Origin of the sequence: Chitinophaga jiangningensis (assembly GCF_900142605.1) — a bacterium.
In the GTDB taxonomy this organism is placed as follows: Bacteria; Bacteroidota; Bacteroidia; order Chitinophagales; family Chitinophagaceae; genus Chitinophaga; species Chitinophaga jiangningensis.
On the sequence record NZ_FRBL01000013.1, the window covers coordinates 22,197 to 36,785 of the forward strand.

The 14,589-nt window shown below is 49.3% G+C and carries 12 protein-coding genes; all 12 read right to left on the reverse strand.

Features of this window, described 5'->3' with window-relative positions; all coding sequences use genetic code 11:
- Positions 1–11: 11 nt before the first annotated feature.
- The gene (locus BUB18_RS27205; RefSeq protein ID WP_083550906.1) at positions 12–776 is read right to left on the reverse strand and encodes a helix-turn-helix domain-containing protein; all 765 of its coding nucleotides are present in this window, start codon (positions 774–776) and stop codon (positions 12–14) included.
- A 119-nt stretch (positions 777–895) separates the two neighbouring features.
- Positions 896–2,326 (reverse strand): TolC family protein, encoded by a 1,431-nt coding sequence (locus BUB18_RS27210; protein ID WP_073087265.1) that lies wholly within the window; start codon positions 2,324–2,326, stop codon positions 896–898.
- Positions 2,319–5,462, reverse strand: coding sequence for an efflux RND transporter permease subunit (locus tag BUB18_RS27215; RefSeq protein ID WP_073087267.1), 3,144 nt, complete (start codon positions 5,460–5,462; stop codon positions 2,319–2,321). Before BUB18_RS27215 ends, BUB18_RS27210 begins: the two co-directional genes overlap by 8 nt.
- A gap of 29 nt (positions 5,463–5,491) precedes the next feature.
- Entirely contained in the window at positions 5,492–6,604 is a 1,113-nt protein-coding gene (locus BUB18_RS27220; RefSeq protein WP_073087269.1) for an efflux RND transporter periplasmic adaptor subunit, read from the reverse strand.
- Positions 6,605–6,730: 126 nt separating this feature from the next.
- A complete protein-coding gene (locus BUB18_RS27225) occupies positions 6,731–7,144 on the reverse strand; it encodes a hypothetical protein (protein ID WP_073087271.1) in 414 nt (137 codons plus the stop codon).
- A 222-nt stretch (positions 7,145–7,366) separates the two neighbouring features.
- A complete protein-coding gene (gene hemL, locus BUB18_RS27230) occupies positions 7,367–8,653 on the reverse strand; it encodes a glutamate-1-semialdehyde 2,1-aminomutase (RefSeq protein WP_073087273.1) in 1,287 nt (428 codons plus the stop codon).
- Positions 8,654–8,727: 74 nt separating this feature from the next.
- Positions 8,728–9,699, reverse strand: coding sequence for a porphobilinogen synthase (gene hemB / locus BUB18_RS27235; RefSeq protein WP_073087275.1), 972 nt, complete (start codon positions 9,697–9,699; stop codon positions 8,728–8,730).
- A 27-nt stretch (positions 9,700–9,726) separates the two neighbouring features.
- Complete coding sequence (gene hemF, locus BUB18_RS27240) at positions 9,727–10,638, reverse strand: oxygen-dependent coproporphyrinogen oxidase (protein ID WP_073087277.1); 912 nt, start codon at positions 10,636–10,638, stop codon at positions 9,727–9,729.
- A 6-nt stretch (positions 10,639–10,644) separates the two neighbouring features.
- Complete coding sequence (gene hemE / locus BUB18_RS27245) at positions 10,645–11,673, reverse strand: uroporphyrinogen decarboxylase (protein WP_073087279.1); 1,029 nt, start codon at positions 11,671–11,673, stop codon at positions 10,645–10,647.
- 1 nt (position 11,674) lies between these two features.
- Positions 11,675–12,379, reverse strand: coding sequence for a uroporphyrinogen-III synthase (locus BUB18_RS27250; protein WP_073087281.1), 705 nt, complete (start codon positions 12,377–12,379; stop codon positions 11,675–11,677).
- Positions 12,369–13,289 carry a hydroxymethylbilane synthase gene (hemC, locus tag BUB18_RS27255; protein ID WP_073087283.1) on the reverse strand — a complete coding sequence of 307 codons (921 nt, stop codon included), beginning with the start codon at positions 13,287–13,289 and terminating at the stop codon, positions 12,369–12,371. Before hemC ends, BUB18_RS27250 begins: the two co-directional genes overlap by 11 nt.
- Before the next feature lie 4 nt (positions 13,290–13,293).
- A complete protein-coding gene (hemA, locus tag BUB18_RS27260) occupies positions 13,294–14,547 on the reverse strand; it encodes a glutamyl-tRNA reductase (RefSeq protein WP_073087419.1) in 1,254 nt (417 codons plus the stop codon).
- Positions 14,548–14,589 lie beyond the last annotated feature (42 nt).

The window sequence follows — 14,589 nt, forward strand, 5'->3', positions numbered from 1 at the left end:
TTTCCGACATTTCACTTATCCAAGGCAATGAAATTAACCGCTAATCGGGATGCAGCCAGGTATTGGGAAGGCGTAAGGCCGGTATATTTTTTAAAAGTTTTAATGAGATGGGGTTGGTCGCTATACCCCGCCTCGTAACTGGCGGCAGTAAGACTATTGTTATGCTTTATCTGCCTGATAAAGGATTGTAATTTGAGGATGTCACAGAACTTTTTTGGGCTAAGGCCTATTTTGGCATCAAAATGCCGTTCCAGCTTTCGTTCATTCCAGCCAGTGAGGTAAGTGAGTTGTTGAAGGCTAACCTGCCCCTGCGCCTGAGTGATAAATTGAACCAGCCGGGTTATAGTTTGCTCTATCTCCGGATTGATTTGCTGGCGTATAAAGTTTTCGAAAGCAATTATTTTCTCCTGGCAGGTGGTGGTATGAAAGATTTGCTCATCCAGTTGCCGGGAGTTGGGCAATACGTCGTGGAGTGGAAGTATGAGCTGCTGCACGTGGATAGCTGGCAGCCTGAAAAGTTGTTGCAGGCCGGTTGGCTGTAAAACCACTACCATTATACCGGCAGCCTGTTGACAATACAGGTCCTGGAAGGCTGAAATCTGCCCGTACAGAAACGATCCTGACAGCTGTTGGTGCTGATTGATTAACAATGCATCAGAGAATACTATAGCAGGGTTACCATCCGCAAACAACCTGCAATGGCTGGCCTCTCCCGGTTTGATAAACAGGTAGTGCCGGATGCAATGCCTGACGGCAGGAGAGGGGAGGATTTGCATGGTATTGCTGCGAGTGTTTGTACGCCCAAAGTTAGCAATGAAATCAACAAAAAATTAGGGCTGGCCGAAAAGTAAAATTTACTTACGGACCAGCCCCTGTTTGCTGTATTTAAAAAATATTAATTCCCTCCCAATGAACGGTACAGGGTGATCATACCCTGGTATACATTTCTGCGTGTAGTCACCAGCGTTAGTTCCGCTTCCAGCACGCTTTTTTGTGCGGTAATTACCTCCAGGTAGTTAGCATATCCGGTGGTAAATAACAGGTTGGAAGTAGATACGGCATCACGTAGCACGGCCACCTCCTGGCTTTTCAGCTGCCAGGTAGCCTGTTCGTTTTCCACTTTACTGATTACGGATGATACTTCTGCATAGCCATCTACAATCGCCTGCTGGTAACGGTAGAAGGCTGTCATTGCTTCTGCCTTGCTGATATTGAACTGCGATTGGAGTTGCTTCTGGTTAAATATCGGCGTGGTGAGGCCACCTAATGCGCCCCAGGCTATAGAAGCAGGCTGAAATAATAATCCCGCTTTAAAGGAGTTGAAACCCGCATATGGCGTTACTGTCAGCGAAGGAAAGAAGGCTGCCCTGGCGGCTTTTACATCCGCTTTGGTGGCCGCCAGGTTCATTTCCGCCTGCTGGATGTCGGGTCTGCGCAGCAAGGTAGTTACTGGTATACCTTTAGCGATGGCAGGAGGAATGATGTTGGTGGTGTCCGCGGAGCGCTGTATATGCTGCGGGAGCCTGCCCAGCAATGCATTCAGCTGATTTTCGGTAGCGGTAATCTGCTGTTTCACATTGTTCTCCATGGCTTTCGTGCTCAGCAGCTGGGCTTTAAATTGCTGTACTGCCAGCTCTGTAGCGCGTCCGCCGGCTTTCTGCACTTCTACGGTGGCTACCGCTGCTTCCTGCAGTCCGATGTTACGGTGAATGATTTTGAGTTCGTGGTCAAGTGCCACGAGGTCGTAATACATGGTAGCCACACCTGCCACCACCTGCGTACTCAGGAGGCGGCGGCCTTCTGTACTTGCAAAGTAACGGTTGAGCGAGGCATCTTTCTGTGCCCTGATTTTTCCCCAGAGGTCAATTTCCCAGCTGCTGCGGAAGCCCACGAAGAACTCCGGCGTAGGGCGGGTAGGTATTTTCTGGTCTTTATCAATGTTGGGCGACAGATTCGTATCGTAGTTACCTACACCGTTGAGGGTGTAGTCGCCATATCGGTCGGCACCGGCGCTGATCACACCATTCACGGTGGGGAGCCAGGCATTTTTAGCCATGCGTAGCTGCGACTGTGCCACGATTACGCGTTGTGATGCGGCCTGCAGGTCGAAGTTAGCAGCCAGTGCGGTATCGATCAGTGATTTCAGATACGGATCATTAAATACCTGCGCAAAGCTTTTAATATCCAGTGTATCCGTTACCGTAGTTTCAGGTAAGGCCACCGGTGGGGGAGTAGTAATTTGTTTAGGCACGCTGCACGCACTGACACCCGTTGCGAGTGCCAGTACGTATAGTCCTTTACGTATATGAAGTGATTGCTTATTCATTCGTATAATTATTTAGTTCCACGCCTTGCTTTTTACGCGTCATGGAGGCAAAGAGTACGTAGAGTCCTGGTATTACCAGCACCCCGAAAATGGTTCCTATGAGCATGCCGCCTGCTGCAGCGGTACCAATGGATCTGTTACCCATGGCGCCCGCACCACTGGCGATACAGAGCGGTATCAGGCCGGCGATAAATGCGAAGGAGGTCATCAGGATAGGACGTAACCTGGACACGGCACCTGTGATAGCAGATTCCAGGATGCTGGCTCCATGCTTGTTTTTCAGGATCGCGAACTCTACGATGAGGATGGCGTTTTTACCCAGCAGGCCAATCAGCATTACCAGCGCTACCTGTGCATAGATGTTATTTTCCAGGCCCATTAACTTCAGGCTGAGGAAGGCGCCGAAAATACCGGCCGGCAGCGACAGGATTACCGGCAGCGGGAGCAGGAAGCTCTCGTACTGAGCGGCCAGCAGCAGGTATACGAATACCAGGCAGAGTGCGAAAATGTAAATCGCCTGGTTACCCGAAAGGATTTGCTCCCTCGTCATACCACTCCATTCATAGCTATAACCACGTGGCAGTTCTTTCTTAGCCACTTCTTCCACGGCGGCAATAGCCTGACTGGAGCTGAATCCTGGCGCGGCATCACCATTGATCATGGCGGCGGTATACATGTTGTAGCGGGTAAGCTGATCAGGTCCGTATACGCGTTCCAGTTTGATGAAGTCGGCATAGGATACCTGTTCTCCCTGGTCGTTTTTTACATAGAGAGAGAGCAGGTCTTCCGGTTTTCCGCGGTAGCGCGGATCGGCTTGTACCATCACTTTATACATCTGCCCAAAGCGAATGAAGTTAGACGCATAGTAGCTACCCATCAGGGTTTGCAGATTACTCATTGCATTGTCGATGCTTACACCTTTTTTAGCAGCCATAGCCTGATCCACATGGATCATATACTGCGGGAAGCTGGCATCAAAGCTGGTGAAGGCGCTCCCTATCTCTTTTCGCTGCTTCAGCGCTGCGATGAACTTGTCGGTAACGTCAGCGGTTTGTTTGATATCTCCCGCACCAGTTTTATCCAATACCCTCAACTCAAAACCAGAGCTGTTACCAAAACCGGGAACGGTTGGCGGCGGGAAGAATTCGATTTGTGCATCACCGATATCAGCGGTTTGTTTTTGCAGTCGTTCAATGATATCCTGTACAGAAGCCTCGCGGTCTTCCCAGGCTTTCAGGTTCACCATGCCCATACCATAGGAGGCACCGGCCACCTCGTTGAGCAGGCTATAACCGGCGAGGGTAGAAACGGATTCCACTTCTTTGGATTGTGCGGCAATGGCCTGCACCTGGTCGAGCACTTCTTCTGTACGCTCTACTGTTGCGCCCGGAGGCGTGGTCACGTTTACATAGATCATACCCTGATCTTCCGTAGGAATGAAGCCGGAAGGCAGGATGGCGCTTACGCCCCAGGTAGCCACAAAAAAGAAAATCAGCGCTGCCAGGGTTACTAACCTTCGGCCGGCAAACTTTTTAATCAGTGCCGCATATTTATTTTCGGTACCGTTATATGCTTTGTTGAAGCCCCGGAAGAAGCGCTGCAGCAGGTTTTTGCTGGCTGGCGCACTTGGATTGTGTTTCAGCATGATGGCACAGAGTGCAGGCGTCAGCGTTACCGCGTTGATACCCGAGATCACGATGCTGATGGCGAGCGTGAGGGAGAACTGCCGGTAGAATACGCCCACAGGGCCTGACAGGAATGCTACCGGTACAAACACGGCGGACATTACCAGCGTAATGGCTACGAGTGCGCCGCTGATTTCCTTCATGGCTGCAAGTGTGGCTTCCATTGGCGGGAGGTGTTCTTCGCTCATTTTTACATGGACGGCCTCCACCACCACAATAGCGTTATCCACCACAATACCGATTGCCAGTACCAGTGCAAACAACGTGAGCAGGTTGATGGAGAAGCCCATCATCTGCATAAATGCCAGTGTACCAATCAGGGCTACCGGCACGGCCAGCGCCGGAATCAGCGTGGAGCGGAAGTCCTGCAGGAATATGAACACTACGATAAATACCAGCAGGAACGCTTCTATGAGCGTACGTAATACCTCGTGAATAGAGGCATCGAGGAAGCGGGATACGTCGTAGTTAAAGTTATAGGTCATGCCCGGAGGGAATGAAGTGTTCTTCATTTCTTCCATTTTGGCTTTGATGGCGGTGATTACATCACGCGCATTGGAGCCGGGGCGTTGTTTGATCATGATGGAAGCGGAAGGCTTGCCATCGGTTTTAGACACCATGCTGTAGGTGAGGGAGCCGAATTCCACATCCGCGATATCTTTCAGGTGTAGCACAGAACCGTCGGCACCGGCGCGGAGTACGATGTTTTCATATTCCCTGGGTTCGAAGAACTTACCGGTATAGCGCAGCACGTACTGCAGCATGTGCGGATTTTTATCGGAGCTTTCACCGGTTTTACCAGGAGCAGCTTCGATATTCTGTTTTCTGATCACCTGGATCACTTCATCGGCGGATACGTTGTAAGCCAGCATGCGGTCAGGTTTGAGCCACACGCGCATGGCGTATTCTTTTGCACCCATGATTTCGGCGCGGCCCACCCCGTCGATACGTTTCAGTTCCTGCAGTACGTTGATGTCGGCAAAGTTGTAGATGAACTGTTCGTTGAGCGTGGTATCCTCACTCATGATGTTGAGGTAGAGGAGCATGGAGTTTACCTCTTTTTCGGTGGTAACCCCTGCTTTAATTACTTCTTCCGGCAGCTCATCGATGACGGTAGCTACACGGTTTTGCACGTTTACGGCGGCCTGGTCAGGGTCTGTTCCTACCTGGAAAAACACCTGGATCACGGTGATACCGTCGTTACTGGATACGGACGACATATACGTCATTCCGGGAACCCCGTTGATAGCGCGTTCCACCGGGGTGGCTACTGCTTTGGCACATACCTCGGCGTTGGCGCCGGTATATTTAGCCGTTACCGTTACCGAAGGCGGCACGATATCGGGGAACTGGGTTACCGGCAGTGTAAACAGTGCCAGCAAACCTACGAGTGTGATAATAAGAGATATGACCAGTGATAACACCGGTCGTTTTATAAATGTCGAGAACATGGATTGTCAGTTTCGGTAATGCAGAATTTTTATAAACTCAGTAAGCTATCCATAGCTACAGATCTTGGTGTGATCTGCATGCCATCGCGGATGTTTCGTACCCCTTCGGTTACGATTTTGTCGCCCGGCTTAAGGCCTGACTGTACAATGTAGAAGTGTGCGAATCTGGTTTCAGGGATGAAGTTTTTCATCTTCACCATACCTGACTGGTCTACTACAAAAACATAGTTTTTGTCCTGCATTTCGAAAACGGCTTTTTGCGGGATGATCACTGCGCTATCCATTTCGCTGGTGAGTTTTACTTTACCGCTGGCGCCATGTTTCAGTAATTTTGATGGATTAGGGAAGCGTGCGCGGAAGGCGATGGAGCCGGTATTTTCCTCGAACTCGCTTTCCATGGTTTCGATTTTTCCTGGCTGTGAATAGGTGCTGCCATCTGCCAGTTCGAGTTCTACCTGGTTGGAGCGTGCCGTTCCATTGGCCAGGTTTTTCTGGTAATGCAGATATTCAGTTTCGGAAACGTTGAAGTAAGCATAAACTTCGCGGTTATCGGAAACGGTGGTGAGGAGGGTACCTTCTGTGATGAGGCTTCCGCTCTTCAGCGGGATACGGTCGATGATGCCATCGAAAGGTGCGCGGATGCTGGTAAAGGAGAGGCGCATTTCCGCGTTGGCAACGGCGGATTGTGCTTCTTCAATTCTGGCTTTGGCGGCGGCTACTTTAGCGGTGGCCACTTCCAGTTCGGAGGCGGCGATTACTTTTTTATCGGTGAGTAATTTCACGCGTTCCAGTTCCAGTGCGGCGGACTTGGATTCAGCGGTGAGGCTGCTGAGCGCGGCCTTTGCCCTGGAGAGTTCTGCTCTGTATTCTGCATCGTTGATGCCAAATAAAAGTTGACCTTTCTTCACTTCCTGCCCTTCATCTACATAAATTTTATCGAGAAACCCGTTTACACGGGCGCGGATTTCCACGTTCTGAACTGCCTGGATATCGGCTACATAAGCGCGATGCAATACAGTGTCTTTGGCAATAAGCTTAGCTACCGGTAATGTTTTAAGATCTTCTTTCTTTTCAGCTTTTGTGGCGCAACCGGCCATAAAAAGTGCGATCAGCGATGTATAAATCCCTGTGTATTGACGCATAACAATAAAGTATTGTACCGTTTGGGCGGTAAAAGTTTTTAAATACAGCAAATAGTCTTGCAGTACCGTTCATCACGGCGTGCAGATGTGGAAAATATAAAGGTTAAACGAAGCGTGTTGCTGTACTCAAAATGGAGTAAATCTGAAAAGGAAGGAGTAGTAAGCGGGTTTAAAAGGCTTTCCCAGTAAGTATCTGCCGGTTTTTACCGGGGAGATGTAAATGCTTTCCTGCTCACCTGCAGTGTCAATATAGGTGATACGGTTGGCAACACTGAACTGCTGGGAGGTAGCCGAGAGGTAATACTTTGTTTTGCGCCTGCTTTTGGTGGCATGAATGGATTCCGGCGCATCCTCTTCAACATCTGTATGCAGCTTCATGTTGGCAAAAAGGTCCTCGAAGTATTCTTCGCGGGCTTCTGCCAGGTCAATTTTCTGAAACAGTGTAAGCTGGTGTTTCTGGCTCGCATAACTGCGCATACCAATACCTACCTGCATGCTCAGCAGGAGTATGGTAAATAGTATATAGCGAACCTTCAACATCGGTGCAAAAATAATAAGTTATGCTTAATTTTTTAGTGCTAATGTGGTGAGCGGCAAGTGAATGTATAAATAATGATTTGCTAAAACGCTGAGCTGTGGCATTTTTTGAATTAAAATATAAATTATTATAAATGAGAAATTAACATCTCCCTAAAAACACAAAAACCGCTTCATACATGTATGAAACGGTTTTACCCACTCTGCACAGGATTGAATTGTTAACTATTTAATCGCCTGCATAGCTGATTTTGCGGCTGCGATAGTAGCATCCAGGTCTTCGGTGGTGAGTGTATTACACATGAACCAGCTTTCGAAGGCACTTGGAGGCAGGTATACACCGCGTTCCAGCATGGCGTGGAAGAATCGTTTAAAGAGTTCGTTATTGGCAGCAGAAGCGGAGGCAAAATCAACGATTGGATACTCGGCAAAATGAGCGCTGAGCATGGATCCGATCTGATTAATATGGTGTACTACACCGGCGCCGCCGAATGCTTCGCGTAAACCTTGTACCAGGTAAGTGGCTTTGTCGGCCAGCTGTTGGTAGATTACCGGATTATCATTGAGTGTTTTGAGCAGTGTATAACCAGCGATCATAGCGATAGGGTTACCACTTAGTGTGCCTGCCTGGTATACTTTACCTGCTGGCGCCAGATTTTCCATGATTTCCTTAGGTCCTGCTACTGCACCTACCGGCATACCTCCGCCGATAATTTTGCCAAAGGTAACAAGATCTGCCCGGATTCCCAGTAATTCCTGTGCACCACCGCGTGCAAGGCGGAAGCCTGTCATCACCTCATCAAAAATCAGCAGGATGTTATGCTGGTCGCAAAGCTCACGTAAACCTTCCAGGAAGCCTGCCTGTGGCAGGATACATCCCATGTTGCCCGCAACGGGCTCCACGATGATGGCTGCGATTTCATCCGGATTGTCGGCAATCAGCTGCTCTACAGCAGGCAGATTGTTGTAAGGTGCGGTAAGTGTATCCTGGGCCACTGTGGAGGTTACACCAGGGATGGACTGAATGCCGAGCGTAGCCACGCCGCTGCCTGCACTTACTAAAAATGCATCGGCATGGCCATGGTAACAACCTTCAAATTTGATGAATTTGTTTTTGCCGGTATAGCCCCTGGCCAGTCGGATAGCCGTCATACAGGCTTCTGTACCGGAGTTTACCATACGTACCATATCAATATTAGGTACCATGCCGGTGATCAGCTCTGCAATGGTAATTTCCAATTCAGTAGGTGCCCCGAAGGAAGTGGAACGGGTAGCGTAGTCCTGAATGGCTTTTACTACCGGTTCGTATGCATGCCCCAGGATCATGGGACCCCAGGAGTTGATATAATCAATGTATTTGTTACCGTCTACATCGTACATATAGGCGCCCTGTGCACGCTCCATAAAGATAGGAGTGCCACCTACGCTCTTGAATGCCCGCACGGGAGAATTTACCCCACCGGGGATTACTTTTTTCGCCTGCTCAAAAAGATTTTCGCTTCTGCTATACATGCGGTGAATATTTTGATTTGAGGAAAATGCATCTTCAACCGGGATGCAAGTTAATTAAAAATAATATGTCTGCCTTATCGTTGCAGCAGTTTAACAGCATCTTTAGCGAAGTAGGTAGCGATCAGATCCGCACCGGCGCGTTTCAGGCTGGTTAAGCTTTCCAGGATTGCCTTTTCTTCGTTGAGCCAGCCGTTTTGCGCTGCTGCTTTGATCATGGCATATTCGCCGCTCACGTGATAGGCACTCACCGGAACGGTAGTACGGTCTTTAATGAGGCGGATAATATCCATGTAAGCCATGGCAGGTTTTACCATGACGATGTCGGCGCCTTCTTCTATATCCATGAGGGTTTCACGGATGGCTTCGCGGGAGTTGGCGTAATCCATCTGGTAGGTTTTCTTATCGCCGAAGCCTGGTGCGGAGTCCAGTGCATCGCGGAAGGGACCATAAAAGCAGGACGCATATTTAGCGCTGTAAGCCATGATGCCTACTTTATCAAAACCATTTGCTTCGAGGATGTTACGGATCGCCAGGATACGGCCATCCATCATATCGCTGGGTGCTACGAAGTCGGCACCGGCTTGCGCATGGCTGAGACTCATACGTGCCAGTACCTCCACGGTAGCATCATTTACAATTTCGGTTCCTTCCACGATACCGTCATGACCGTAGGAGGAGTAAGGATCCAGGGCTACGTCGGTCATCACTACCATTTCAGGAATGGCATTTTTGATATCGCGGATAGCGCGTTGCATTAATCCGTTTGGATTAACGGCTTCTGTTCCTTTATTATCTTTTACGCTGTCAGCAGCTTTTACAAATAGCAGAACACTTTTAATACCTAAGCTCCAGAGTTCTTTTGCTTCGTTGATGGTGAGGTCGAGGGAGTAGCGGAAATAACCTGGCATTGAACTGATCTCTTCCTTCACATTTTCTCCTTCGGTTACAAATAACGGAGCGATGAAGTCGCTCGGTGTCAGGATTGTTTCCGCAACCATTGCGCGAATGGCGGGAGAAGTTCTCAATATTCTGTTTCTACGGATCATCTTATAATATTTTAAAATTGTCCAAAGTTATTTTACCCATTCTCTCGGCTTGAGATACTCTACCAGCTGGGCTTCCGGGCTGCCTGGCTGCGGATGGAAGTCGTATTCCCAACGGGCTACCGGCGGAAGGCTCATCAGGATGGATTCCGTGCGACCATTAGTTTTCAGGCCAAAGAGTGTACCTCTGTCGTGTATCAGGTTGAACTCCACATAACGGCCACGCCTATACGCCTGCCAGCTGCGGTGTGCATCTGTATAAGGCAGGTGCATGGTTTTTTCCACGATAGGCAGGTAGGCTTTCAGGAAGGCTTCTCCGTTGGCTTTGGAGAAGGCAAACAGTGTTTCAGCGGATTTCTCTGCATTGGGGCGCAGGTAATCGTAGAAGATACCGCCTATGCCGCGTGCTTCGTTATTGCGATGTTTGTTGATAAAGTATTCATCGCAATGCTTTTTATATTTCGGATAAAGTTCGGTGCCAAATGGATCACAAGCATTTTTGAATGTCTGGTGAAAATGTGCACCGTCTTTTTCTTCGAGGTAATATGGAGTGAGGTCTGCACCGCCGCCAAACCAGCTGTCTTTCAGGTTTCCGTCCTGGTCATACAGTTCAAAATACCTGAAGTTGGCGTGTACGGTGGGTACAAACGGGTTGGTGGGATGGATCACGAGGGAGATACCGCAGGCCATAAAGTTGCTGTTGGTAACGCCGAATTGTTGTGCCATTGCTTCCGGTAATTCGCCATGAACGATGGAGGTGCTCACACCGCCTTTTTCAAACACGTTACCATCGGCAATCACGCGTGACTTACCGCCGCCGCCGCCGGGGCGTTCCCAGCGGTCTTCGCGGAATTTTGCCTTACCGTCGATTTGTTCGAAGGCCAGGCAGATATCGTCCTGCAGCTGGTGTATGAAGGTGATGAAATCGTTTTTGATGCTCATGATGAATTAGCCGTGTGCTTTTACAGTTTCAACAAATGCTTTTGCGTGATCTACTGGAACGTTCGGGAGGATGCCATGGCCGAGGTTAGCGATGTAACGTTGTCTGCTGAAGCCTTTGAGCATTTCCTTCACTGCTTTTTCGATTTCAGGAATCGGAGAAAGCAGTTTTGCCGGATCAAAGTTACCCTGGAGCGTTACGTTGTCGCCCGCAAACTGGCGTGCCAGTGCTGGTTTGATGGCCCAGTCGATTCCGAGGCCATGTGCACCGGTGGCGGCCATGTCTTCCAAAGCAAACCAGGCACCTTTTGCAAACACAATGGTAGGGCATACGTCCTTCAGGGCTGCTACGATCTGGCGGATGTAGGTGAGAGAGAATGCTTCGAAATCAGCGGGGCTGAGCAGGCCTCCCCATGAGTCGAACACCTGTACCAGGTCGGCACCTGCGGCTACCTGTGCTTTCAGGTAAGCGATGGTGGTATCGGTGATCATTTGCAGCAGCTGGTGGGCTACGGCAGGTTGCTGGTAGCAGAAGGCTTTGGCTTCGTCAAAAGTTTTGGAGCCTTTACCTTGTACCATATAGCAGAGGAGTGTCCATGGTGCACCGGCGAAACCGATGAGCGGCACACGTCCTGCGAGTGTTTGTTTGGTAAGTTTGAGCGCATCCATTACGTAGTGGAGTCTTTCGTTCACATCCGGCACTACGAGGCGGGAGAGGTCCGCAGCGGTTTTGATGGGCTGTGGTAACAGCGGGCCAACTTTTTCTACCAGCTGTACTTCCATGCCCATGGCTTGTGGTACCACGAGGATATCGGAGAAGATGATGGCTGCATCCACGCCTACCTGGTCAACAGGCATTACGGTGATTTCGGTGGCCAGTTCCGGGTTTTCGCAACGTTCGAAAAAGGAATATTTATCACGCAGCTTGATGTAATCAGGCAGATAGCGGCCGGCCTGACGCATCATCCATACCGGGGTGCGGGAAACGGTTTCACCTTTGAGGGCTTTCAGCAGTAGGTCATTCTTCAATGCGCTCATTCTAAATATTATTGTTGTTAAAGTAAGTTATAGCTGTTTGCACCATACTGTTGGCGTCAACGTCGGTGCTCATAATAATTTTGTTGTTGGTAGCTTCTTTCAGGGCAGCGGCGGTAGTGGTACCGATGGCAAAGCATACGGTATCCGCGGGAATGCTGTTGGCTGAAAAGTAGCTGTTTACAGCGCTGGGGCTGAAGAAAAAGATGCCGTTGTAGTGGCCGGTAACTTTTTCGGGCATGGGATCATTGCGGTAAATCACGAATTCATTCACACGAATACCGGCGCTGGTTAAGGCTTCCGGCAGTTCTTTGCGGTGGATGTTGCCGCAAAAGAAATTCACTGCTTTGATATTCCCACGTTGGATGATGGCTTGCGCCAGTTCGATACCATAAGGGGCTGCGGCGATAATTGGCGACTGGGGAAATGCCTGCTCCGCGGCTGTTCTGGTGTTTCCTGAGATACAGCAGATGCTGTTGGAGATGATCGCTGTACCTGTCATTTCTTTGAGGATATTCACCGCATGTGCGCTGGTAAATACCATGGGGGTATTTTCGCTGAACACGTGCTGGTGTAATTCCGGAACAGGAATCGGCGATATCTGAATGAATTCTTTTACCTGTATATCAATACCATAGCCGGCTGCATCAGCGATGAGTGATGCAGGGATTGGTCTGGTGCATAATATGCGGTAAGGATCATTTGGCATTTCTTATCTGTGCTACAATTTCGGCGCCTCCTTTGGCCAGGATTTCTTCAGCTGCATCTTTGCCTATGCCGGCGGCGTTACCAACGGCGGACTGGCGGGATGTGCTGTAGAAGCTGGTTCCATCGGGACTGCAAATTTCGCCTTCGAAGAAAACGGTATCGTTTTGTATATAAGCGTAGGCACTGATAGGGGTAGTACAACCGCCCATGAGTGTACGTAAAAATTCTCTTTCTATTTGTGTGGAGAGAGCGGTGTGCGCGTGATTAAAAGGGGCGCATGCTTTCAGGCAAAATTCATCATCTTCCCGGCAAACGGCTACCACGGCGCCTTGTGCAGGAGCGGGCAGCATCCAGTCGAGCTCAATGGAAGTAGCAGGACGTACGTTGATGCGTTCCAGTCCGGCGGCGGCGAAGATAGCGCCATCCCAGTTTTCGGCGGCCAGTTTCTGCAGGCGTGTGTTTACATTTCCGCGCAGGTTATGCAGCTGATGATGTGGGAATTTGCGTAACCACTGCGCTTTGCGGCGCACGCTGCTGGTAGCGATGTTGGCGATATAATCCGGCTGATTCAGAAAATCAGTATTGGTTTTATACACCAGCAGGTCCTTTACAGGTCCTCTTTCGAGGATGGCAGCGGTAACGATAGTTTGTGGTAATTGTGTGGGTACATCTTTGAAAGAGTGTACGGCAATGTCGATGCGGCCACTGAGGAGCGCGATGTCGAGGCTTTTTGTGAAGATGCCCTGTACACCAATTTCGTACAGGGGTGTAACCAGGTCAATATCGCCTTCACTCTTAATGGGCACCAGCTCAGTTCTGTATCCCTGTGCGGTCAGCAGATCATTTACCTGGTGCGCCTGCCATAGTGCCAGCTGGCTTTCTCTTGTGCCTATCCTGATAACTTTATCCATTGTGTTATTCCTGGTTAACTCCTGTCTCGAAAATATCATTGATCATGGAGATGTAAAGGTCGCTTTTGTCGGTTTCCTTGCGCACTTTACCTGCCATGAGGTTGATCATTTTTTGAATGATGCGGCCTGATACCTGTTCAATATCTTCCAGGTTATAGGCTGCACCGTTTTTTTGCTGCTGGATTTCGCGCATATGTATTTCATGCAGTTTTTCTTTTACTGCTTTGAGTACAACGGCGTGCTTACGCATTTTGTACCAGTAGAGAAACTCTTCCATGTGCTCACCGATGATGGCGATGGCTTTAGGTACTTCACTCAGCCTGTTTTGCAGGGTTTCGTCCTGTACCTTGGAAAGTTCATCTACGTTTACGAGTGAGATATGCTCCAGTTCAGCTACAGCCGGGTCTACGTTAAAAGGTATAGAGAGATCTATGACCAGCTTTGGCGTAGTGTTTTGTAAATGCTCAGCCAGCAGGGTGGGATGCGGGGCATTGGAGGCCACCAGAATCACATCTGCGTCATGGATCACCGGCAGCATATTTTCGTATGGTGCGTATTTGAGTCCGTGTTGACTGGCAAATTCTTCGGCTACAAGGAGGGTGCGATTGATGAGTGTCACTTCTTTCACACCGAGGTAGTCGATCATATTTTTGGTAGTGTTGCGGCCTATTTTACCTACACCCAGCAATACGATCTTTTTATCCCTGATATCAGGTACCATGCGTTCCAGCATGCGTACGGTTGCAAAGGCAACGGATACGGTGCCAGCGCTGAGGCCTGTTTCTGTTTTTATGAGTTTGGAAACCTGCAACACACTGTTCACTAATCTTTCGAGAAAGCTACCCAGTGCTTTTTCATTCTTTGCAAATTTCGCTGCATTCTTGATCTGTCCGATGATTTCATAGTCACCAAGGATCTGGCTATCCAGTCCTGTTCCTACCTGGTACAGATGTTTGATCGCTTCTTCACCGGATTTGGTATAAGCCATTTCCAGGAGTTGATCTCTGTCGCCGTTGGTTTGTGAACACAGCAAGTCTATGAATTGCCCCGGGCTTGCGGCAAATCCGTATATTTCTGTTCTATTACAAGTGGAGAGTACAAAGAGATCGTCTAATTGCACAGTCCTGGCATGCTCCAGGAGTTGTTGGTACTGGGCCGGATTGATGGCGTATAATCCCCTGATAGCAGCGTCTGTTTTCTTATAGTTGATCCCAACGATATGAAAATTTGCTATTTCTTTTGAATGACTGACCTGCATGTTCGTGTATAAGCTTCCGGCTGCAAAAATACTGGCATACGC

What these genes read in the sequence shown, in the direction of transcription:
- BUB18_RS27205 (WP_083550906.1), bottom strand. Translation starts at nt 776, where the DNA reads ATGCAAATCCTCCCCTCTCCTGCCGTCAGGCATTGCATCCGGCACTAC.
- BUB18_RS27210 (WP_073087265.1), bottom strand. Translation starts at nt 2,326, where the DNA reads ATGAATAAGCAATCACTTCATATACGTAAAGGACTATACGTACTGGCA.
- BUB18_RS27215 (WP_073087267.1), bottom strand. Translation starts at nt 5,462, where the DNA reads ATGTTCTCGACATTTATAAAACGACCGGTGTTATCACTGGTCATATCT.
- BUB18_RS27220 (WP_073087269.1), bottom strand. Translation starts at nt 6,604, where the DNA reads ATGCGTCAATACACAGGGATTTATACATCGCTGATCGCACTTTTTATG.
- BUB18_RS27225 (WP_073087271.1), bottom strand. Translation starts at nt 7,144, where the DNA reads ATGTTGAAGGTTCGCTATATACTATTTACCATACTCCTGCTGAGCATG.
- hemL (WP_073087273.1), bottom strand. Translation starts at nt 8,653, where the DNA reads ATGTATAGCAGAAGCGAAAATCTTTTTGAGCAGGCGAAAAAAGTAATC.
- hemB (WP_073087275.1), bottom strand. Translation starts at nt 9,699, where the DNA reads ATGATCCGTAGAAACAGAATATTGAGAACTTCTCCCGCCATTCGCGCA.
- hemF (WP_073087277.1), bottom strand. Translation starts at nt 10,638, where the DNA reads ATGAGCATCAAAAACGATTTCATCACCTTCATACACCAGCTGCAGGAC.
- hemE (WP_073087279.1), bottom strand. Translation starts at nt 11,673, where the DNA reads ATGAGCGCATTGAAGAATGACCTACTGCTGAAAGCCCTCAAAGGTGAA.
- BUB18_RS27250 (WP_073087281.1), bottom strand. Translation starts at nt 12,379, where the DNA reads ATGCCAAATGATCCTTACCGCATATTATGCACCAGACCAATCCCTGCA.
- hemC (WP_073087283.1), bottom strand. Translation starts at nt 13,289, where the DNA reads ATGGATAAAGTTATCAGGATAGGCACAAGAGAAAGCCAGCTGGCACTA.
- hemA (WP_073087419.1), bottom strand. Translation starts at nt 14,547, where the DNA reads ATGCAGGTCAGTCATTCAAAAGAAATAGCAAATTTTCATATCGTTGGG.